The sequence below is a fragment of the Streptomyces sp. NBC_01716 genome (assembly GCF_036248275.1).
GTDB lineage: Bacteria > Actinomycetota > Actinomycetes > Streptomycetales > Streptomycetaceae > Streptomyces.
Genome location: NZ_CP109181.1, coordinates 6,358,373 through 6,378,840, shown reverse-complemented (window position 1 = coordinate 6,378,840; position 20,468 = coordinate 6,358,373). Strand labels below are relative to the sequence as shown.

Here is a 20,468-nt window from a genome sequence, read left to right as displayed (position 1 = left end):
GCTCGCCAGGTCCCGTACTCCCGTCGCGTCTCCTCCCGTACGCTGCGGCCCCATGGATGCTGTGCGGAAGATCGCTGTGGTGACGGGAGCGGGTTCGGGCATCGGACGGGGCGTCTCGGTCGCCCTGACGGGCGCGGGCTGGTCGGTCGTGCTCGCGGGACGGAAGGCCGAACGCCTGGAGGAGACGGCCGCGTTGGCGGCGGAATCGGCGACCGGGACGGCCGACACGGTGTGCGTGCCGACGGACGTGGCGCGGCCGGAGGACGTGGACGCGCTCTTCGAAACGGTGCGGCGGCGGTACGGCCGGATCGACTTCCTCTTCAACAACGCGGGCACGTTCGGACCCGGCGGCGTACCGCTGGAGGAGCTGCCCTACTCGGCGTGGCGCAAGGTGGTCGACACCAACCTGACGGGCTCGTTCCTGTGCGCGCAGGCGGCGTTCCGGCTGATGAAGGACCAGGACCCGCAGGGCGGGCGGATCATCAACAACGGCTCGATCTCAGCGCACACGCCGCGTCCGCACTCGGTGGCGTACACGGCGACGAAGCACGCCCTCACGGGTCTCACCAAGTCGCTCTCCCTGGACGGCCGTCCGTACCGCATCGCGTGCGGCCAGATCGACATCGGCAACGCGGCGACGGACATGACGCAGCGGATGACCCTCGGCGTGCCGCAGGCGAACGGCGAACTGGCCGTGGAGCCGGTGATGGACGCGGCGGACGTGGCGACGACGGTGCTGCACATGGCGGAACTGCCGCTGGAGGCGAACATCCAGTTCGCGACGGTGCTGGCGACGGCGATGCCGTTCATCGGGCGCGGCTGAGGGGCTGTTCACGGCGGGCGGCGCACGGGTTCCCGCCCGGCGGGAATGACGCCCCGCCGCCCATGGTTGGCACGCGCATGAGTGAACCGACACCGACCGGCGAAGTCCTGCGCTACACCGCCTTCTCGGCCGACCCCGCGGGCGGCAATCCCGCCGGCGTCGTACTCGACGCGTCCGGACTCACGGACGACGCGATGCTCGCCGTCGCCGCCGACGTCGGTTACAGCGAGTCGGCGTTCCTGACGGCGCCCGCGCCGGACGGTGCCGGGTCTCCCGGGCGGGCGTTCACCATCAGGTACTTCAGCCCGAAGGCCGAGGTCCCGTTCTGCGGGCACGCCACCGTCGCCACCGCGATCGCGCTGGCCGAGCGGATCGGCCCGGGTGACCTGGTCTTCGAGACGCGCGCCGGGACCGTGCCGGTGACGGTCGCCGCCACGGGGGACGGCGGTCCGCTGCGGGCGACGCTCACCAGCGTCGAGCCGCACGTCGAGGAGGTCACGGACGCCGACCTCGCCGAGGCGCTGGCCGCCCTCGACTGGCCGGCCGGCGACCTCGACCCGGAGCTGCCGCCGCGCATCGCGTACGGCGGTGCCCGCCACCTCGTCGTCGGCGCGGCGACCCGGGCCCGACTCGCCGACCTGGCCTACGACTTCACCCGTCTCGAAGCGCTGATGCGCCGGCTGGACCTGACCACGGTGCAGCTGGTGTGGCGCGAGTCGGCGGACGTCTTCCATGTACGCGACCCGTTCCCGGTGGGCGGCGTGGTGGAGGACCCGGCGACGGGCGCGGCGGCGGCGGCGTTCGGGGCGTACGCGCGCGAACTCGGCCTCGTCCCCGAGGCGTCGGTGCTCACCCTCCACCAGGGCGTGGACATGGGCCGGCCGGGTGTCCTGACGGTGGAACTGCGAGCGGGCGACGCGCGCGTACGGGTGTCGGGGACGGGGACGCCGATCCCGGCGGAGTCGGTGTAGTACGGCCCCGGGGCCGGTCGGGGGCGGACCGGCGGGTGCCAACAGCTGGGCGTTCTCCCCCGGTTGGGCCACGCTCGGCGGGCCGAAGTCCCGCGCGTCCTGTGCGAAGAAGCGAAAGCCAGGGATCGGACCGCCGGCGCACGGCGTCGGGACGACGTACGAGGGCTGCCGTGCGGCTCCGGTCCCGAGCGCGCTCGACGGCTCCCGGGCCCGGATCGGCGACGGCGCCGGGCGTGCGACGCGCGTACGTCTCACTCCACCGGCTCGCGCTGCTACCCACGCGCCCCATCCCGCCCGCCTATGCTCACGGCATGGAGCAGAGCGAGGTCCTGAAGCGCGTGATCGCCATCCTGACGCAGGCCGGTGACTGGCAGCGTCGACTTGAGGAGGACACCGGTCAGGAGCAGGACATGGACGCCGAGATGGGCGTCGTGACCGAACTGCTCAACGAGACGATGCCCCGCGTCGAGGTCCCGGCCGACGCGACCCCCGAGGAACTCAGCGCCCTGCTCGGCCGGGAGGTCGGCGGCGCGGTGGAACAACTCGTGGGAGCGTTCACCCTCGCCTTCGTGACGCTGGCCCGGGTGCACGACGCGGGCGGCCCCGAGGTCTCGTCGGCGGACATCCTCCAGGACCTGGCGCTGCGCGCCGAGGAGCTGTGACCGCCAACTGCGCGTCCCCGACCCGTGATGACGACGACGCCGACGGCGGGCGGGGGACGGCAAGCGGCAGACGAGTCGGGCTCTACGCCGGATTCTGTCGCCCGGTCGCCTCGCGGCGGCCGGGGAGACGGCCATCCATCTAGGACCGGCGTTGCCGCCGGCCTCGTGCGGTCTACCCGCGGACTCGGGCGGGCAGCCCTCGGACGTCCGCGCAGGGTCGTCTCGCGACGGCCCCTCTTGACCTTGCTCCAAGTGGGGTTTACCTAGCCGCCCGAGTCACCTCGGGCGCTGGTGGTCTCTTACACCACCGTTTCACCCTTACCCGGCGCCTGAGCGCCGGGCGGTCTGTTTTCTGTGGCACTGTCCCGCGGGTCACCCCGGGTGGGCGTTACCCACCACCTTGCCCTGTGGAGTCCGGACGTTCCTCGGGAAGATCCGGAGATCTTCACGCGGCCGTCCGCCCGGCTCGTCTGCCGTGATCGTCATGGTACCCGGCCGGGCGGGCCGGTGGCGGCCGGCCGGGTCCTTGACCTTGCCGCGACGTCAGGGTTTCTACTGGACGCATGCGAATCGGAGAGATCGCCGCACTCGTGGGGGTCACCTCGCGGGCGGTGCGGCACTACCACCACATGGGGCTGCTGCCCGAGCCCGGGAGGCGGGCCAATGGGTACCGCGTCTACTCCGTACGGGACGCCGTACTCCTCGCCAGGATCCGGCGGCTCTCCGAGCTGGGGCTCAGCCTCGACGAGGTACGGGACGTCCTCGCCGACGACGCGGGGCGTGAGCTGGCGGAGGTGCTCGGGGAGCTGGACGCCGATCTGGCGCGGCAGGAGGAGGAGATCCGTAACAGGCGGCGCAGGCTCGCCGAGCTGATGACGGAGCCGCTGCCGCCCGAGGGGCCGGTGTCGCCCAAGCTGGCGCGGTTGCTGCGGGCCGCGCCGGACCTGGACTCGGCGATGGCGGCCAAGGACCGCGAACTGCTCGTGCTGCTCGACACCGCGGGCGGCGGCGAGGAGTTCTACGAGGCCCTGCACCCCCTGCTGGAGGACCCGGACGTCCTCGCCCTCTACGGCCGCCTCGACGACCTCGCCGACGCCCCGGCGGACGATCCCCGCATCGTCCCGCTCGCCGACGCACTGGCGGCCATCGTCCCGGACGCGGTGCTGGACGCGATCCCGGAGGACGACGGGCCGCCCGTGCTGGAGGGGGTCGGGGCGGCGATCTTCGCCGACTTCTCCCCTGCCCAGGCCGAGGTGGCCCGGCTGGTGATGGAAGCGCTCGGGCCGATGCGGGCGCGGCGGGCGAGGGAGCGACAGGACAGGAAGACGGACGGGGAGGGAACGGGATGAGCAGAGCCCTGTGGGTGCTGGTGCCGGCCGAACTCACGCTGGTCGTGTGTCTGGTGGCGGGCGTGGACGTCCCGGCGCCGGTGCTGCTGGCCGCCGAGGCGGTCGTGCTCACGCTGGTGGTGGCCGAGGCCGTGCTCGTACGGCGGCGCTACAAGGCGGCGCGGCGGGCCGGGGCCGAGCGGCGGGCCGCCCTCGTCGCGGCGGTGGAGGCCGCCGTACCGGCCACCGCGCGCCGGCTGCTCGTCAACGAGCTGCGGGGCATGACCAGCCTCGTACGGTGGGTGGGGCGGCGGGTGCACGGCGTACGCGAGGGTGATCTCGCCGCCGCGTACACCGGCCCGCAGACGGCGATGATGTACGGCTTCCTCTTCGTGTCCGTCGTCGAGACGGTGGCGCTGGCGATCCTGGTTCCCTGGCCGCTCGTGCACCGGATTCTGCTGGTCGTGGATGTGTACGGCCTGCTGATGGTGCTGGCGCTGCACGCGAGCTGTGTGACCCGGCCGCATGTGGTGGGCGCCGACGGATCGCTCCGGGTGCGCTGGGGCGCGCTGTTCGACATGCCGATCGCGAGCGACCGGATCAGCTCGGTACGGGTCGAACGCCGTTACCCGGACGGCTCGTTGATCAGGATCGACGAGCCCGGCGGCACGCTCGACCTGATCGTGGGCGGGCAGACGACGGTACGGGTGGAGCTGACCGGGCCGGTCGGGTTCGTACGGCCCATGGGCAAGCGCGGCACGGCGACGGTGGTCCGCTTCCACGCCGACGACCCGGCGGCGCTCGTGGCCCGGCTCACGGCGGTCAGGAAGGCGCTCGCCGGGGCACCGGACGAGGCCGTGGGCGACGTCAGCGCGTGAGTACGAACGCGGCGAGCGCCATGACCACCACGCACACGACGCGGAACACGATGTGCGCGGGCGGGACGTCGTACCTGTCGCGGGTCACACCGCTGTCCATCTCGTGCGCCCACGTCGTGAACGGTTTGCGGGTCGGGAACAGGCCGACCGCCAGGCCGACGAGGGAGAACGCGTGGTCGTGGGTGGAGCTGTCGGCCGGGTTGGAAGCACCACTGGGCGGCGTACGTGCGTGCCGTACCGCTTAACCTGGCGGAACGGGGCCGCACCCCCGTTCCGTACGTCCTTGAGGAGAACCACCGTGCTCGTGCTGTTGCCGCCGTCGGAAGGCAAGGCCGCATCCGGCCGCGGGGCTCCGCTGAAGCCGGAGTCACTGTCACTGCCCGCCCTGGCCGAGGCACGCGCAGCCGTACTGGACGAGCTGGTGGAGCTGTGCGCCGCCGACGAGGAGAAGGCCGCCGAGGTCCTGGGCCTGAGCGAGGGGCTGCGCGGCGAGATCGCGAAGAACGTGGAGCTGCGGACCGCGGGGGCGCGGCCGGCCGGGGACATCTACACCGGGGTGCTGTACGACGCGCTCGGCCTCGCCACGCTGGACACCGCCGCGCGGCGGCGGGCCGGGAAGTCGCTGCTGGTCTTCTCCGGGCTGTGGGGAGCGGTACGGATCGGCGACCGGATCCCGTCGTACCGGTGCTCGATGGGCGTGCGGCTGCCGGGCGTCGGGGCGCTGAGCACGCACTGGCGCAAGGCGATGGCGCCGGTGCTGCCCGAGGTGGCGGGCGGCGGGCTCGTACTGGACCTGCGCTCGTCGTCGTACGCGCCGGCCTGGAAGCCGGTGGGCGAGGTCGCCGCCCGTACGGCCACGGTGCGCGTCCTGCACGCGCAGGTCGTGGACGGTGTGGAGAAGCGGTCGGTGGTCAGCCATTTCAACAAGGCGACGAAGGGGCGGCTCGTCCGGGACCTGCTCATGGCGGGTGCCGGGCCGCGGAGGCCCGCCCAACTGGTGGAGACGCTGCGCGAGTTGGGGTATGTGGTGGAGGTCACCGAGCCCGGTGGGGCGGGGCGGGCGTGGGCGCTGGACGTGGTGGTGACGGAGATCCACTGAGAGCCGTCGCTCCCCTGTTGCGCAGGGCGCAACGCTCGTTGCGGGGAGCGTGGGCGGCGCGGCAGGATGGCGGTATGACCTCCGTGCTCGACCTCGCCCCCGTTGTCCCTGTCGTCGTCGTGGACGATCCCGCCGATGCCGTGCCCCTGGCCCGCGCCCTTGTGGCCGGCGGCCTGCCCGTGATCGAGGTGACCCTGCGCACCCCGGTCGCGCTGGAAGCGATCCGGGCGATCGCGGCACTGGTGCCGGAGGCGGTGGTGGGCGCGGGGACGGTCATCACGCCGGAGTCGGTGACGGAGTCGGTGACAGCCGGGGCGCGCTTCCTGGTCAGCCCGGGATGGACCGGGAGCCTGCTCGACGCGATGCTGACGTCCGGGGTGCCGTTCCTGCCGGGTGTCTCGACGGCCTCGGAGGTCGTGGCGCTGCTGGAGCGCGGCGTGACGGAGATGAAGTTCTTCCCGGCGGAGGCGGCGGGCGGCACGGCGTACCTCAAGTCCCTGTGGGGCCCGCTGCCCCAGGCCCGGTTCTGCCCGACGGGCGGGATCTCCCTGGCGTCGGCGGAGTCGTATCTGGCGCTGCCCAACGTGGCCTGTGTGGGCGGCACTTGGATGCTTCCGCCCGACACGCTCAGGGAGAAGGACTGGCCCCGGGTGGAGAAACTGGCCCGCGAGGCGGCGGCGCTGCGCTGACGCGGGGCGCCCTGCTCAGGCGGACGTCCGCTGATCGAACGTCAGAACCTGACTGTCCACCAGCGGCCGGTAACCCAGCCGCCGATAGAGCGCGTTGCTCGTCGGATTCGCCAAGTCCGCGTAGAGCAGCACCTGTCCGGCCCCCGCGTCCAGCGCGGCACGGCTGACCGCCGCCGTGACCGCGCCCCCGTAACCCCGGCCCCGGAGCCCGAGCGGTGTGTAGACGGGCGCCACCCGTGCCTGTCCCGCGAGGATCGGGCTGACCGAGGCCATCGCCACCGGTGCGCCCGCGATGTCCCACAGCCACAGCCGGCCGTCCACGACGCGCTCCGCCGTGGCCTGTCTGTAGTCCCCGTCCGCCCTGACCGGCTGGCCGGTGTCTGTCGCGAAAGCGCTCATCCACTCGGCGAGGAGCGGCAGGTCGGCGGCGGTCGCGAGCCGTGCGCGGCCGGCGGGTGCGGGGTCCGGCGGGGTCAGCTCGCCCAGGCGGAACAGCCGTACCCGGTGCGAGACCCGCCAGCCGCCGGGCTGCCCGGTCCACGCGGCGGCGAACGCCCGTACACACGCCTCCTCACCCTGTACGGAGCTCAACGACGGGTCCACGGCGCGCAGTACGGGTACGAGTTCGCGCGCCGCCCGGTCCGGCATCGGGCCGAGCAGCGGGCGCAGCGGCGGTGTCTGGAGGAAGGCGGCGGAGACCGGCGCGTCCTCGCTCGCCCGCCAGTAACCGAACCGCGCGGGCGCCCCGGCCCCGTTCGTGCGCAGCGACTCGCTGATCGTCAGCAGCAGCGTCGAGCGGGCGGGGTCCAGTGCGAGGCAGGGGGCCGCCGCCGTACGGAACTCCCCGGCGTCGTCGGTCAGTTGCCAGGCCATACCGAGCCCCTCCCCGCCCGCGACCGCTCAGCGCAGGTGCGACGTGTCGTTCAGCAGACGCAGCGACGCGTTGCCGTCCGCGTAGTAGGCGACCGCCGACAGCGACGCCGCCGAGAGCTCCATCCGGAACAGGGACTCGGGCGGCGCTCCCAGCGCCAGTCTGACCAGGGTCTTCACCGGGGTCACGTGCGTGACGACCAGCACCGTACGTCCCGCGTACCGCGCGATCAGCGCGTCGCGCGTGGCGGCGACCCGCGCCGCGACCGCGTTGAAGCTCTCGCCGCCGCCGGTCGGCGCCACGTCGGGCGATGCCAGCCAGGCGCCGAGATCGTCCGCGTACCGCTCCCTGACCTCGGCGAACGTCAGGCCCTCCCAGGCGCCGAAGTCCGTCTCGCGCAGCCCTTCCTCGACCCGTACCTCCAGACCGAGCCTGGTGGCGACGGCGCCGGCCGTCTCGCGGCAGCGCAGCAGCGGCGAGGAGACGACGGCCTGGATCGTGCCGCGCGCGGCGAGCGCCGCCGCTACGGCGTCGGCCTGCCTGCGGCCGACCGCCGACAGCTCCGGGTCGCCTCCCCCGCTGCCCGAGAAGCGCTTCTCGGGGGTGAGCAGCGTCTCGCCGTGCCTCAGCAGCACGAAGGTGGCGGGGGTGCCCAGGTCGGCCGGGCCCCAGCCGACGGGCGGGGCGGCCTGCTCGGGGACGCCGACGGTGAGTTCGTACGAGGCGGCCAGCGCCGCGCGCGCCTTCGCCGCGCCGGCCGCCGCGTCCCCCGGCGGTCCGTCGGGGGCGGGCGCGACGGCCGAGCGCGTGGACTTATGCCGTGCTCCCGCGCCCAGCTCGGCGTTCGACGCCGACGGCTCCCACTGCTTGCCCTTCTTGCCCGCGTCCATCGCCTCGTTGGCGAGCCGGTCGGCGTGCTTGTTCTTCTCGCGCGGGATCCACTCGAAGCGGACCTGCCCCGTGGGATAGATCCGCGACGCCTCGGCGGCCAGCGGCTTCATGTCGGGGTGCTTGATCTTCCAGCGGCCCGACATCTGCTCCACGACGAGCTTGGAGTCCATCCGGACCCGCACGTCGGCGGCCGGGTCGAGTGCCTTCGCGGCCTTCAGCCCGGCGATCAGGCCCTTGTACTCGGCGACGTTGTTCGTGGCGACGCCGATGTACTCGGCGGCCTCGGCGAGCGTCTCACCGGTCACCGCGTCGAGCACGACGGCCCCGTAGCCCGCAGGGCCGGGGTTGCCCCGTGACCCGCCGTCCGCCTCGACGACGAATGTCGGCATCTACAGACCCGATTCGGACGTACGGACAAGGATGCGGCGGCAGTTCTCGCACCGCAGGACGGTGCTGGGGCTCGCCGCCTTGACCTCGTTGACCTCGGTGATGTTGAGCTCCAGCCGGCAGCCCTCGCAGCGGCGCTGGTAGAGGCGGGCCGCGCCGACGCCGCCCTGCTGCACCCGCAGCTTCTCGTACAGCTTGAGCAGGTCGGCGGGGATCGTCGCCGACACCGTCTCGCGCTCCTTGGCCGCCGTCGCCCCCTCGGCGTCGAGCTTCTCGGCGGCGGCGTCCCGGCGCGTGACGGCGTCGTCCGTCTTGGCCTGGACGGATGAGACACGCCCTGTCAGCTCGGCGGCCCGCTCCTGCGCGGCCTCGCGGCGTTCCATGACCTCAAGGACGACGTCCTCCAGGTCACCCTGGCGCTTGGCGAGCGAGACGATCTCGCGCTGGAGGCTTTCGAGGTCCTTGGGCGAGGTGACCGCGCCCGAGTCAAGCCGCTGCTGGTCGCGTACGGCGCGCTGGCGGACCTGGTCGACGTCCTGCTCCGCCTTCGTCTGCTCGCGCGCGGTGTCGCTCTCCTCGGTCTGCGAGGCGACCAGCAGGTCGCGCAGCTGGGTGAGGTCCTTGTTCAGCGACTCGATCTCGGCGTGCTCGGGCAGCGAGTCGCGCCGGTGGGCGATTTGCTGGAGTCGCAGATCGAGTGCCTGGACGTCGAGGAGTCGGATCTGGTCGGCGGGTTCGGCGTTCAGTTGGGGGCTCCTGAGGAATGGTGGGAGGACCAGGGGTCGGTGACCGTCTTCGAGACATGGACCCGCAGGTCCCAGTCGTGACGGTCGGAGATCTCGTCGAGCTGGGTGGCCGCCAGCTCGCACCAGGGCCACTCGGTGGCCCAGTGCGCGGCGTCGACCAGCCCCAGCGGTGAGCGCTGCGTGGCCTCGGAGACCGGGTGGTGGCGCAGGTCGGCGGTGAGGAAGACGTCCACTCCCGCAGCCCGTACGTGGTCGAAGAGGCTGTCGCCCGATCCGCCGCTGACGGCGGCGGTGCTGACGAGGGCGTCGGGATCGCCGGCCACGCGGATGCCCTGCGCGGTGGCGGGCAGCCGGTGCGCGGCACGCGTGGCGAAGTCGCGGAGGGTGGCGGGGCGGTCGAGTTCGCAGATCCGGCCGAGCCCGCGGCGGCCCGCGGGGTCGGTCGGGTCGGGTACGAGGGGGCCCACGACGCGCAGGCCGAGCGCGCCGGCGAGGGCGTCGGAGACTCCCGGATCGGCGCTGTCGGCGTTGGTGTGCGCGACGTGCAGCGCGATGTCGTGCTTGATGAGCGTGTGCACGACGCGGCCCTTGAAGGTGCCCGCGGCGACGGTCGTCGTCCCGCGCAGATAGAGCGGGTGGTGGGTGAGGATCAGGTCGGCGCCGAGTTCCAGGGCCTCGTCCACGACGGACTTGACGGGGTCGACGGCGATCAGGACCCGGGTCACGGGGGCGTCGGGATCGCCGCAGACGGTGCCGACGGCGTCCCACTGTTCGGCCCGCTCGGGCGGCCAGAGGGCGTCGAGCTGGGCGAGGACTTCGGACAGGCGGGGCACGGGGCACAGGCTACCTGCCAGGCATGGTGCCGCGACCATGGCCGGCGGTCTCCGGTCCGTCCGGCGATCGAGGACATCACCGGCCGGGGGCGCCGTTCGGCCCGTCCGGCGTTCGAGGACGAACCGGCCTGCCGGGCGGGCCCCGTGAACCCGCCCGCGTCACTTCGCCAGGGCGCGTGGTGGAGAATGCCTACACGAAGCCCACCACAAGGGCGAGCAGGCCGGCCACCGCGCCGCCCGCCAGCGGGGCGACCACCGGTATCCACGCGTAACTCCAGTTGCTCCCGCCCTTGTTCTTGATGGGCAGCAGGGCGTGTGCGATGCGCGGGGACAGGTCGCGGGCCGGGTTGATGGCGTACCCGGTGGGGCCGCCCAGGGACGCGCCGATTCCGACGACCAGCAGGGCCACCGCGAGCGGCCCGAGCCCCGAGGGTGTCTTGCCGAAGGCCACGACGACGAAGACCAGCACGACGGTCGCGATGAACTCGGTCACGAAGTTCGACAGCCGGCGCGGAATGGCCGGCCCGGTCGAGAAGACCGCGAGCTTGGCGCCGGGGTCGGACTCCGGGTCGTCGAAGTGGTCGCGGTACGCGGCCCAGGCGAGCACCGCGCCAAGGAACGCGCCGAGGAACTGCCCCGCCAGATAGGCGAGTACGTGAAGCACCCCGCCCAGGCTCTGACCGGAGGCCAGCAGCCCGACGGTGACCGCGGGGTTGAGATGCGCTCCGGACTTGTACGCCACGTACACGCCGGCGAACACCGCGAGGCCCCAGCCGAAGTTGATCATCAGGAAGCCGCCGTCGAAGCCCTTGGCCTTGGCAAGGACAACGTTGGCGACGACACCGCAGCCCAGGAGCAACAGCATGGCCGTGCCCATGAGTTCGCTGAGGAAGATTTCCCCCGTACCGGTCATACGGCAGCCTCCTCGGCGGCGGGCAGGGTGGTGGGAGTGTGGCGGGCGGTGCCGGACAGGCGCGGTGTTCTCCCGGCGTCCGGTGCCGGGTCAGTGCGCTTCATGGCGCACCGGTGCCGGCAGGCTCGCGTCCTCGCGGACCCGGGAGGCGAAGCGTTCGATGGACTTGAGCGCGCTGACCACGTCCTCGCTGTGGACCTCGAAGGGCATGGAGTGGATCGTCTCGCCCTCCGCGGTCGCCGCCTCGGCGACCGTCCGCAGCTCCGTGTCGTCGTCCACGCTCAGCCCGACCTCGGTGAGGGTGGTGGGCAGACCCACCCGGGTGGTGAACTCCACGAACTCGCGGATGTCGCTGGTCGGCGCCCCTTCCAGGACGAGCTGGGTGAGCGACCCGAGGTTGACCTTCTGCCCGTGTGCCAGGCCGTGGGTCTGCGGGACCGCGGTGAGGCCGTTGTGGATGGCGTGTGCGGCGGCCAGGCCACCGGACTCGAAGCCCAGGCCGGACAGCAGGGTGTTGGCCTCGATGACCTTCTCCACGGCGGGCGTGACCTGCCGGTCCTTGACCGCCTCGATCGCGGGCAGCGCGTTTCCCCACAGCACGTCCCAGCTGAGCTGGGCGAGCGCGGTGCCGGTGAGGGTGGGCAGGCCGCCGGCCATCGTCTGCGAGTTGGACCGCGCTGTGGCCCGCGCCTCCAGCCAGGTGGCGAGGGCGTCGCCCACCCCTGCCACCAGCAGCGAGACCGGCGCGTTGGCGACCACCTGGGAGTCGACCAGTACGAGGTCGGGGTTGCGCGGGAAGAAGCGGTACTCCTCGAACTCACCGTTCTCCGTGTAGATCACGGACAGCGCGCTGCACGGCGCGTCGGTGGAGGCGACGGTCGGGCAGTTGGCCCAGCGGATCCCGGCGACATGGCCGGCCGCCTTCACCGCGTCGATGGCGCTGCCGCCGCCCACCGCGACCGCCACATCGGAACCGGTCGCCTTGATGACGTCGGCCAGTCTGTCGACCTCGTGCGCACTGGGGACCCCGTTGAACTTCTCGCGTACGAGGGGAAGCCCCGCGTCCCTCAGCGAAGTGGTGATGTCGTGGCCCACCAGGCCCCACACCAGGTCGTCGGTGACGATCAGCGGGGTCGAGCCGATGGGCTTCAGATACTCGCCGAGCCGTTGTATCGCCCCCTTGCCCTGGACATACCGGCCGGGGCTGATGACAGTACGGAGTGCGCGCGTCATGATTCCTCCCAATATGGGTACGACTGTGAAGCGATGCGGTCCGCAAGACGGGACGGAAACCGTCGGCGGCTGTCCGCCGCCGTGTTCTCCTCATGACGCGCGCGCCTGCCGTGCCGGACCGTCCCGCGAAACCGTTTCGGTTGAACCGTGGGAATCCGGGGCTTCTCGCGCGGCCACCGTCCTTCCGTGGCCGGGTTCCGCCGCGTTCGTTCCGCCGCATTCCGTGCGGGGCGCGTGCGCATCGGCCATCCGAGATGGCTACACCTATTCTCCTACTCCCCCGATGCCGTAGCACTTGCTACGGCGGTACGTGCCGGCCCGGCACATGCCGCGCCGGCACTCCCCCTTCGGAAGGGTCACGGGGTGAGGATCGCCCGGCCCCGGATCCGGCCGCTCCCGAGATCGTCCAGGGCGTCCTGGAAGCGGTCGAGGGGATACTTGGTGGTGTGCAGGCGCACGCGGCCCTGCGCGGCGAGCACCATCAGTTCGCACAGGTCGGTGTAGGAGCCGACGAGGTTGCCGATGAAGTTGATCTCGGCGGAGATGATGTCGATGGTCGGTATGTCGATGTTCTCGCCGTACCCGACGACGTGGTAGTCGCCCGCTCGGCGGAGCATGCGTACACCGTCCCCGGTCGCGCCTCCCTCGCCGACGAAGTCGACCACTGTCTCGGCACCATGACCGCCGGTGAGTTCCAGCACCTGGTCGACGTGGCCACCGTCGGCGACGACACCGCGGTCGGCACCGATGGACTCGGCCAGTTTCACCGCTTCGGGGTTGCGGTCGACGACGACGATCTCGGCGGCCGTGAGGGCCTTGAGCACCTGGACGCCGATGTGGCCCAGTCCGCCCGCGCCGATGACGACGCAGGTGTCGCCCGGTCGTAGCCTCCGGGCCGCCTTGGCCGCGGCGTGGTAGGCGGTCAGGCCGGCGTCGGCGAGGGCGGCGACGTCGGACGGTTCGAGGGAGTCGTCGAGGGGGACGACGCTGCGGGCGGAGGTCTTCAGGTACTCGGCGTAGCCGCCGGCGGTGTCGATGCCGGGGAAGAGGCTCTGCGCGCAGTGGACGTCGTCGCCCCGGCGGCAGGCCGGGCACAGGCCGCAGGTGATCAGCGGGTGGACGATGACCTTGTCGCCCTCGGCGACATTGGTGACGGCACTGCCGACCGCGTGGACCCATCCGGCGTTCTCGTGCCCGATGGTGTACGGCAGCGCCACTCCCGACTTCTGCGCCCACTGGCCCTCCAGGATGTGGAGGTCGGTACGGCACACCCCCGCTCCGCCGATCCTGACGATCACGTCGTGCGGGCCGGTGACCTCGGGGGCAGGGATGTCGGTCATGTCGAGGCTCCGGTGGTAGCCCACCACCTGGACTGCCTTCATGAGATGTGCTCCTTCGCGGGGGACGCGGCGGGTGCGGAGTCCCACGCGCGGGGGGTCTGGTCGGTCACGGATTCGGGGTAGCGGGTGCGCAGCAGACCTCGGCAGAAGTGCGCGTTCCCTTCGATCGAGATCCGCACGGCGCGGGCGAACCGCAGGCGCAACGGGATCTCCCCCGGCGGGAAGCGGCGTCCGTGCTCGTCCACGAGGACGGGGTCGGCGGGCGCCGTGCCCAGGCCGAGGGCGGCCCGGCGGCGCAGCAGGGCGCGGGTCCCCGGCTCGTCGGGCAGGTCGCCGAGTACGACGTCGTGCAACCGCTCCTCTTCGACATCGGGGCGCCGGCGCAGCACAGAGGTCAGCGCCCGCTCCATCGCCGCGGTGTGTGCCTTGCGGCGGAAGGTCTCCCGCAGCTCCTCCAGGCCGTCCTCGGCCTCGGTGCCGAAGGTGCCCCGGTAGCCGGCGTCGGCCGCGAGGCCGTGGTTGATCAGCTCGGAGTCGTGGTGGTCGTCGAGCAGCACGACGACCTCCTCCGCGCCCGGGAGAGCCGTCAGGGCATCCTTGGCGTCCGAGGCCATGAGGTAGGCGAAGTTCGGGGAACAGAAGGACGTGGGCAAGCGCAGGTGGACTGTCACCCGACTGCCCGAGACCGTCACGGAGCGGACGAAGCCGAGGTCGGTGATCGGCTCGTCCAACTCCGGGTCGAAGACCGTGTCAAGCGCCGCGCGAGCGGACCGTTCCCGTGAGCCGGCGGACATCTCAGGCCACCACCGGTTCGGCGACGCCCAGCCCGGCAGGCACCTCGATCCCGTACATGGCCGCCGCGTTCAGCCCGAGGATCTTCTTCTTCTGCGCCAGGGTGATTGGCGCGTACTCGGTCATGTCCTCGGGAATCTGGAAGTCGACGAACCGCTCGATCAGCCACCGCGGCGTCCACAGCGCGTAGTCGCTGGAGAACTGGATGCGGTCCTCGTCCAGCCAGTACAGCAGTTCGCCGATGATCTGCGCGAAGTACCGCGGCCGACTGTGGATGAAGGGCATCCCCACGGCGAGACCGGCGTGCACATTGGGCTCCTGAGTGGCGATCCAGCAGAAGTCCTCAAGGCGGGGCAGGCCACAGTGCTCGACCACGAAGTTCAGCTCCGTGAAGTCGGTCGCCACCTTGTCCACGTCCGCGACATCGAACGCGTCCCGGTCCAGCGGCCGGATCGTCGGCCCCTTGTGGATGTGGATGTTCTTGATGCCCAGTTCCTGCGCGGCCTCCAGGTAGCGGTACGACCAGGGGTCGTCCAGCTTGTAGCCGCGGCTGTCGCCTTTCCACTCGGCGGTGTAGAGCTTGACGCCCTTGAGCTGGAAGCGCTCGGCGTCACGCCGCAGCTGGTCCAGCCCGGCCTGCTCGAACCGAGGGTCCCAGCAGTGGTTGTACGTCAGCTTGTCCGGATGCTTCGACGCGAGCGCGAACGCCTCCTCCGTCTGCCCGAAGCCGTTGCGGTAGAACGCCCCGAGCCGGGCCGGCTGAAAGATGGCGTGATCGACATGACCGTCGGTGAACAGGTCCTTCATCAGGCGCTCGCCGCCGTAGTAGAGGTACTCCTCGTACGGCCACAGTTCCGATTCCGGGCTCAGGTTGCGGTGGTAGTCGTAGAAGCAGTCGATGAACTGCTTGCCGTGAATGTTGAGCTGGTTCTCGGGGCGCGCGTCCCAGAGCGCGACGTGCGCGTCCACGATGAAGTAGTTCTCGCCGTCCTTGGAATACATCTCTCTCCTCAGTTCGCGATGGCCGGCTGACCGAGTGGGCGCTCGACTCCCCGTGTCAGGAGAACTGGATTCCGCCGTCGATCATGACGGACTGGCCGGTCATGTAGTCCGAGTCCCGCGAGGCCAGATACGAGACGAAGGACGCGACATCCGCGGGCTCCTCCACCCGGCCGAGCGCGATCGCCTCCGCGTACTTCTTGATGGCCCGGCCCTTCTCAAGGCCCTCGGCCTCCGCCAGCCGCTCGTCGATCAGGTCCCACATGTCGGTGCCGACGATTCCCGGGCAGTACGCGTTGACGGTGATGCCGTGCCGCGCCCACTCCATCGCCGCGGCCTGGGTCAGACCACGTACGCCCCATTTCGACGCCGAGTAGGCACCGAGCAGCGCGAACGGGCGGTACGCGACGATCGAAGCGGCGCCGATGATCTTTCCGCCGCCGCCCTGGGCGATCATCTGGCGCGCCGCGGCCTGGTAGGAGAGGAAGACACCGCGCAGGTTGACGGCCATGATCTGCTCGAACTCGTCGAGCCCGGTGTCCAGCAGCGGGGTGACCCTGGCGATACCGGCGTTGGCCACATAGACGTCGACCCTGCCGAAGCGGCCCGCCACCTCTTCGACGAGCGCGTCGGTCTGTTCCTTGCTGGTCACATCGGCGTGTACGGCGAGGGCCCGGCGGCCCGTCTTCTCGATTCCGGCCGCCACCTCGCTCAGCTCCTCGCTCATACCGGGGAGGTCGGCGACGGCCACATCGAGTCCGTCCTCGGCCAGCCGCTCCGCGATGCCGCGGCCGATGCCACGGGCTGCGCCGGTGACGATCGCGGTACGGGTTGCGTTATCGGCGGAAGTCATGGGTGCTCCTGTGCTCGACGGTAAGCGGCCACACCCTTCGTGCGGCGCTGCCCATCACCGTGGGGGCTGGGGGTGCCGTCGAGTTTTTCAATGTGGAACACACCGGGCCCGGCTCCGAATCAGGGCACGGGAAACGCACGGGACAGTCATGGCGAACTAACCATTGACAGGCGCAAACATGTTCGTAATATGGCGGAAACACGCTCATCGGAGACGCCATGCTCAGTGACAGCACGGAGCGGGACCGGACCATCGCGCGAGCACGCCTGCACTTCCTCACGAACGCGGAACCGCCTGCGGCGATCGTGCCCGAGGGCATCCGAAACTCCTGGCAGCGTTCCAAATACCTGGGGGTCGGCACGGACGAGGTGGTCGTCCCCTACCAGCCGGACTACGACCGGGAGAGCCGCTTGGTCCGCGCCGCCACGCCGGTCCTTGACCGTCTGGAACAGGCGCTGGCGGGTTCGGACGCCTGTGTGATCGTGACGGACCGAAAAGGGTGGGTACGCGATCGCCGCGTCGGGGAGAAGCGGCTGTCGGCGCACCTGGACCGGGTCCACCTGGCGCCCGGCTTCAACTACGCCGAACAGTTCGTCGGCACGAACGGCATCGGGGTCGCGCTGGAGGAGCGCAGGCCCAACGTGGTCCTCGGCACCGAGCACTTCAACGAACGCCTGCAGAACGTCTCCTGCGCGGCTGCCCCGATCCGTAACTCGGTCACCGGACGAGTCGAGGGAGCCATGAACCTGACGTGCTGGAACGGCCCGGCGCGCACTCTCATGACAGCCCTGGTGCAGGAGGCCGTCAGCGACATCGAGCGCATGATGTACGAGTTCAGCACCTCGCACCAGCGCGCCCTGCTGGAAGCGTTCCAGCAGGTGACCCACTACGGCGACCGGCCGGTGCTCTGCCTCGGCCAGGATCTCGTGCTCGCCAACTCCGCCGCATCGGCGAGACTCACCGGCGACGACCACCGGCTGCTGCACGAGGCCGCCGCCGAACTGGGGCACGCGCCGCGCACCCGCAAGCAGGTGCAGCTGACCGGCGGAGAGACGGTGCTGATGCGGTGCCGCCAGGTCGACAGTTCCGCGGGCGCGGCCGGGTACCTGCTGGAACTGGCCTTCGCGGACCGCCCCTCCGACCAGGGCCACCCCCGTAACGGCTCCGGCTCCCGTCAGGAGCAGGTCGCGACCCGGCCGTGGCCGCTGCCGGGCCTGGCCGGGACGGACCCGGCATGGAACACCGTCTCCCGTACGGTGTCCCGCTGCGCCCGCGAAGGAACGCCGCTCCTGCTCCACGGCGAGAGCGGAACAGGGAAATCCGCGCTGGTCGGGGCCACGCACGCGCTTACCGGGGCGGCCTCCGCGCCCGTGATCGTGGATGCCATGGACCCTCGGGCCACCGACGCCGAGACCGACCTGCCGGCCGCCCTGCGCGCGGCGCCGACAGGGCCGGGACGCGCCCTGGTCCTGCGGAACGTCGACGCCGTGACCCCCGAGCAGGGGCCCGCCGTCGCCCGGGCGCTGGAAGCGGCGGCGGCACAGGGCACATGGATCGTGGGCACGCTCCACGGCGCACCTGGCGTACCGGAGCCCTTGAGACGCTGTTTCGTCGAAGCGGCGACGGTACCCGCCCTGCGGCACCGTCTCGCGGACCTCCCGGCCCTGGTCGACTGTCTGCTGCGACGCATGGGCGCGGGCGTCGAGTGCGCACCGGAGGTGCTGCCTCTGCTGCGCCGGCACGACTGGCCGGGCAACATCCGCCAATTGAGTCTCGCCCTGTGCGAGGCCGCCGCGGGCCGCCGCACGTACCGGATCGAGCTCCGCGACCTGCCGCCGTCTCTGCACAGTCCGGGCAGCCGGTCCCTGAGCGCCTGGGAAGCGTCCGAGCGCGACACCCTGGTCCAGGCATTGCTGGAGGTGGACGGCAACAAACTACTGGCGGCGCAGCGGCTCGGCATCTCCCGTACGACGATCTACCGGAAGATGAGGGCTTACGGCATCACTCTTCCCGCGCGCCACTGAGACGGATCGGGGCCGACGGTCAGGCGGGTCCCACCGCCGGGGCCGGGCCGTACGCCGAGGGTGCCCTCTCCCCTCAGCACACCCACCCCCTCCCTCTCAGCCGAACCCTCGACCGGCCACCCTTATGTGTGAAGCGGGTTGTCCCGTGTTGTTCGGCAGCGAGTGCGAACCTAGCGTCGTCGCCGGAGGTGACTGAGCGATGACAGCCTGTGTGATGGAGAGCGTGGAGAGCGCCGTGCCGGACCGGGCCGCCCCGCGCGCGGGATTCGTGATCGCGGCGGACGGTTCCTACGCGGCGCGGCTGACCCTCGGTACGGAGGCGGGCGCCGGCCCTTCTCCGAACGAGGGCGAGGGGGGAGACGGCGCCGGTGCGGCGTGGTTCCCGGAGCGGTGGACGCTGGACGGGCCCGAGCCGTACGCCGTACCGCTCCCGCTCGACCAGCCCGAGGAGCCCGACGCCGAGGTGCTGCCGCTGACCGACGGACGGGTGCTGATTCACCGTCAGGTCGCGGACCGGCAGGCGTTCTCGCTGCTTTATCCGACCGGCCCCGGCACGGGTGAACTGCCCCTGGGCGCCGTCGAATGCGCCCGGCTGACGCTGCTGCCGCCGTCGCCCGACGGCAGACGCGCCTATGCCCTGGCCCCCGGCGAACACGGCACCACACTCTGGCTGGTGGCGGGCGGCGCGTTCGGCCCGGAACCGGTCACGACCGTGCGGGGACGCTGCACGGGCGGTGTCTGGCTCGACCGTACGGGGCGGCTGCTGGCCCTCGACCGCGAACTGGACGGTTTGGTCAAGACCGTCGCCGTCGATCTGGAACGGGGCGGCGAGGTCAGCCCGTTGCTCCAGATCACGGAGGACAGCAACGACCGGCTGCTGCTGGCCGACGCCGACAGCGGTCTGCTGCTGATCCGCTCCGACGCGCCGGGGCACGACCGGCTGGGCTGGGGCGTGCTGGGCAGCGCGCGGCCGGTGCGCTTCCCGGAGTGTCTGCGGCCGGCCGGCCGTACGGTCACCCCGTTCGCCGTACAGCCGGGGCAGGTTCTGATGCCGGAGAGCTGCGCGGTCGCGCTGCGGATCGACGGGCCGGCCGGCACGTGGGTGGGGACATGGCGGCCGTCGGGCCGGCGGCTGCACCAACAGGCGGCGCCGGATGGCTGGTTGGCCGGGACGGGGCTGTGGTCGCCGGACGGGGTGCTCCAACTGCCGTACGCCACAGGCACGATGCCGTGCGGCGTGGCACGGGTGGAGGCGCCGCGCGACGTGCCCAGGGACGTACCGATGGACACCTGGCATGCCACGGCGGGGGACGAAGAGCCCGAATCGATCACGGAACCCGCACAAGCGGAAGCCACGGGCGAAAATGGGTCCGCGCCCCGTCCAACTCGCCTGGCCCGCAAGCCGGTTCCCTTGCAGCAGGCACCCCTCACCGGGCGAACGGCCGCCGGGTAGGGCTGGTTAGAATTTCGCCGCGGGTCCGGTCGGTCGGTACGGGGACGGCCGGCCCCCGTGTGCCACGCAAGCGGCGACATCAGCGCCATCAGCGATCCAACGGGGTGACTTCCCACATGTCTGAAAGCCGAACAGACACGGCCCAGAACCGTCCGCAGCAGGCGGTCGGCGACCGGGACGAAACCAGCCACGGAAAACACCGGGGCGGGGCCGCCGCGACGGACGACTCGCAGTCGTCGGTCCACGGCCGCCACCGCCGCCCGGGGGACAACGGGCAGAGCGGCCACACGTCGTAGCACCCGCTTCGAACGCCGAACGGGCCGCCCGCTGCCGGGCGGCCCGTTCGGCGTTCGTCCGGCGTTCGTCCGGCGACTGCGGAAAACCTCCGCCAAGGGCAGGACATTCGTACCGGCGGAATCCGTACATGCGCATCTGCCGGAGGACCGCCCCCTCTCCGTAGCGTCGTCGGCATGACTCAGCCCACGGCACCGGCACCGGCACCGGCACCGCCGGCGGATCCCGAGCGCGAGACCGGGCCCGCCCACGGCTTCGCCGAACTCGACTCGGCCACCACCGACGGACACGCCCCCGCGACGGCGACAGTCACCGTACTTCTCGGATGGCTGACGGCGTTCGGTTCGTACGCTGTGATGTTCTACCGCGAATCCGCGAGGACGGCATGA

21 protein-coding genes and 1 other RNA gene are annotated in these 20,468 nt (G+C 71.7%); 11 read left to right on the top strand and 11 right to left on the bottom strand.

Going from position 1 to position 20,468, the window contains the following annotated elements; translation table 11 throughout:
- Positions 1–52: 52 nt before the first annotated feature.
- From OIE74_RS28120 to OIE74_RS28110, 3 genes are all read left to right on the top strand, one after another.
- Entirely contained in the window at positions 53–823 is a 771-nt protein-coding gene (locus OIE74_RS28120) for an SDR family oxidoreductase (RefSeq protein WP_329388453.1), read from the top strand.
- 77 nt (positions 824–900) lie between these two features.
- The gene (locus OIE74_RS28115) at positions 901–1,794 is read left to right on the top strand and encodes a PhzF family phenazine biosynthesis protein (protein WP_329388452.1); all 894 of its coding nucleotides are present in this window, start codon (positions 901–903) and stop codon (positions 1,792–1,794) included.
- A gap of 311 nt (positions 1,795–2,105) precedes the next feature.
- Positions 2,106–2,456: a hypothetical protein gene (locus OIE74_RS28110; RefSeq protein ID WP_329388450.1), complete on the top strand. Its 351-nt coding sequence runs from the start codon at positions 2,106–2,108 to the stop codon at positions 2,454–2,456.
- A gap of 67 nt (positions 2,457–2,523) precedes the next feature.
- Here OIE74_RS28110 and rnpB read toward each other — a convergent pair.
- Positions 2,524–2,925: RNase P RNA component class A (gene rnpB, locus OIE74_RS28105), an RNA gene on the bottom strand.
- 94 nt (positions 2,926–3,019) lie between these two features.
- Between rnpB and OIE74_RS28100 the strand changes: the two genes are divergently transcribed.
- The 4 genes from OIE74_RS28100 (at position 3,020) to eda (ending at position 6,450) form a co-directional block, all read left to right on the top strand.
- The gene (locus OIE74_RS28100) at positions 3,020–3,805 is read left to right on the top strand and encodes a MerR family transcriptional regulator (protein ID WP_329388448.1); all 786 of its coding nucleotides are present in this window, start codon (positions 3,020–3,022) and stop codon (positions 3,803–3,805) included.
- On the top strand, positions 3,802–4,662 hold the full coding sequence (locus OIE74_RS28095; RefSeq protein WP_329388446.1) for a hypothetical protein: 861 nt from the start codon (positions 3,802–3,804) through the stop codon (positions 4,660–4,662). The genes OIE74_RS28100 and OIE74_RS28095 overlap by 4 nt, the downstream gene beginning before the upstream one ends.
- A 298-nt stretch (positions 4,663–4,960) precedes the next feature.
- A complete protein-coding gene (gene yaaA / locus OIE74_RS28090; RefSeq protein WP_329388444.1) occupies positions 4,961–5,761 on the top strand; it encodes a peroxide stress protein YaaA in 801 nt (266 codons plus the stop codon).
- A gap of 74 nt (positions 5,762–5,835) precedes the next feature.
- Positions 5,836–6,450, top strand: coding sequence for a bifunctional 4-hydroxy-2-oxoglutarate aldolase/2-dehydro-3-deoxy-phosphogluconate aldolase (gene eda, locus OIE74_RS28085; RefSeq protein WP_329388442.1), 615 nt, complete (start codon positions 5,836–5,838; stop codon positions 6,448–6,450).
- Positions 6,451–6,465: 15 nt separating this feature from the next.
- Here eda and OIE74_RS28080 read toward each other — a convergent pair whose 3' ends face one another.
- From OIE74_RS28080 to OIE74_RS28035, 10 genes are all read right to left on the bottom strand, one after another.
- Positions 6,466–7,323, bottom strand: coding sequence for a GNAT family N-acetyltransferase (locus OIE74_RS28080; protein ID WP_329388440.1), 858 nt, complete (start codon positions 7,321–7,323; stop codon positions 6,466–6,468).
- Positions 7,324–7,350: 27 nt separating this feature from the next.
- A complete protein-coding gene (locus tag OIE74_RS28075; RefSeq protein ID WP_329388438.1) occupies positions 7,351–8,601 on the bottom strand; it encodes a bifunctional RNase H/acid phosphatase in 1,251 nt (416 codons plus the stop codon).
- Entirely contained in the window at positions 8,602–9,345 is a 744-nt protein-coding gene (locus tag OIE74_RS28070) for a zinc ribbon domain-containing protein (RefSeq protein ID WP_329392467.1), read from the bottom strand.
- Positions 9,342–10,178, bottom strand: coding sequence for a Nif3-like dinuclear metal center hexameric protein (locus tag OIE74_RS28065; protein WP_329388436.1), 837 nt, complete (start codon positions 10,176–10,178; stop codon positions 9,342–9,344). Before OIE74_RS28065 ends, OIE74_RS28070 begins: the two co-directional genes overlap by 4 nt.
- A gap of 190 nt (positions 10,179–10,368) precedes the next feature.
- Complete coding sequence (locus OIE74_RS28060) at positions 10,369–11,091, bottom strand: MIP/aquaporin family protein (RefSeq protein ID WP_329388434.1); 723 nt, start codon at positions 11,089–11,091, stop codon at positions 10,369–10,371.
- A 90-nt stretch (positions 11,092–11,181) separates the two neighbouring features.
- Entirely contained in the window at positions 11,182–12,324 is a 1,143-nt protein-coding gene (locus OIE74_RS28055) for a glycerol dehydrogenase (RefSeq protein WP_329388433.1), read from the bottom strand.
- A 356-nt stretch (positions 12,325–12,680) separates the two neighbouring features.
- Positions 12,681–13,706: an NAD(P)-dependent alcohol dehydrogenase gene (locus OIE74_RS28050; RefSeq protein ID WP_329388431.1), complete on the bottom strand. Its 1,026-nt coding sequence runs from the start codon at positions 13,704–13,706 to the stop codon at positions 12,681–12,683.
- Positions 13,703–14,458 carry an iron-sulfur cluster assembly protein gene (locus OIE74_RS28045; RefSeq protein ID WP_329388429.1) on the bottom strand — a complete coding sequence of 252 codons (756 nt, stop codon included), beginning with the start codon at positions 14,456–14,458 and terminating at the stop codon, positions 13,703–13,705. Before OIE74_RS28045 ends, OIE74_RS28050 begins: the two co-directional genes overlap by 4 nt.
- Position 14,459: 1 nt before the next feature.
- Positions 14,460–15,458, bottom strand: coding sequence for an amidohydrolase family protein (locus OIE74_RS28040; protein WP_329388427.1), 999 nt, complete (start codon positions 15,456–15,458; stop codon positions 14,460–14,462).
- 55 nt (positions 15,459–15,513) lie between these two features.
- Entirely contained in the window at positions 15,514–16,308 is a 795-nt protein-coding gene (locus OIE74_RS28035) for an acetoin reductase (RefSeq protein WP_329388425.1), read from the bottom strand.
- A gap of 218 nt (positions 16,309–16,526) precedes the next feature.
- On the opposite strand from OIE74_RS28035, the gene OIE74_RS28030 reads away from it, so the two are divergent.
- From OIE74_RS28030 to OIE74_RS28015, 4 genes are all read left to right on the top strand, one after another.
- Positions 16,527–18,332 carry a sigma-54-dependent Fis family transcriptional regulator gene (locus OIE74_RS28030; RefSeq protein ID WP_329388423.1) on the top strand — a complete coding sequence of 602 codons (1,806 nt, stop codon included), beginning with the start codon at positions 16,527–16,529 and terminating at the stop codon, positions 18,330–18,332.
- Positions 18,333–18,531: 199 nt separating this feature from the next.
- The gene (locus OIE74_RS28025; RefSeq protein WP_329388421.1) at positions 18,532–19,785 is read left to right on the top strand and encodes a hypothetical protein; all 1,254 of its coding nucleotides are present in this window, start codon (positions 18,532–18,534) and stop codon (positions 19,783–19,785) included.
- 116 nt (positions 19,786–19,901) lie between these two features.
- A complete protein-coding gene (locus OIE74_RS28020) occupies positions 19,902–20,081 on the top strand; it encodes a hypothetical protein (RefSeq protein WP_329388419.1) in 180 nt (59 codons plus the stop codon).
- 174 nt (positions 20,082–20,255) lie between these two features.
- Complete coding sequence (locus OIE74_RS28015; RefSeq protein WP_329388417.1) at positions 20,256–20,468, top strand: hypothetical protein; 213 nt, start codon at positions 20,256–20,258, stop codon at positions 20,466–20,468.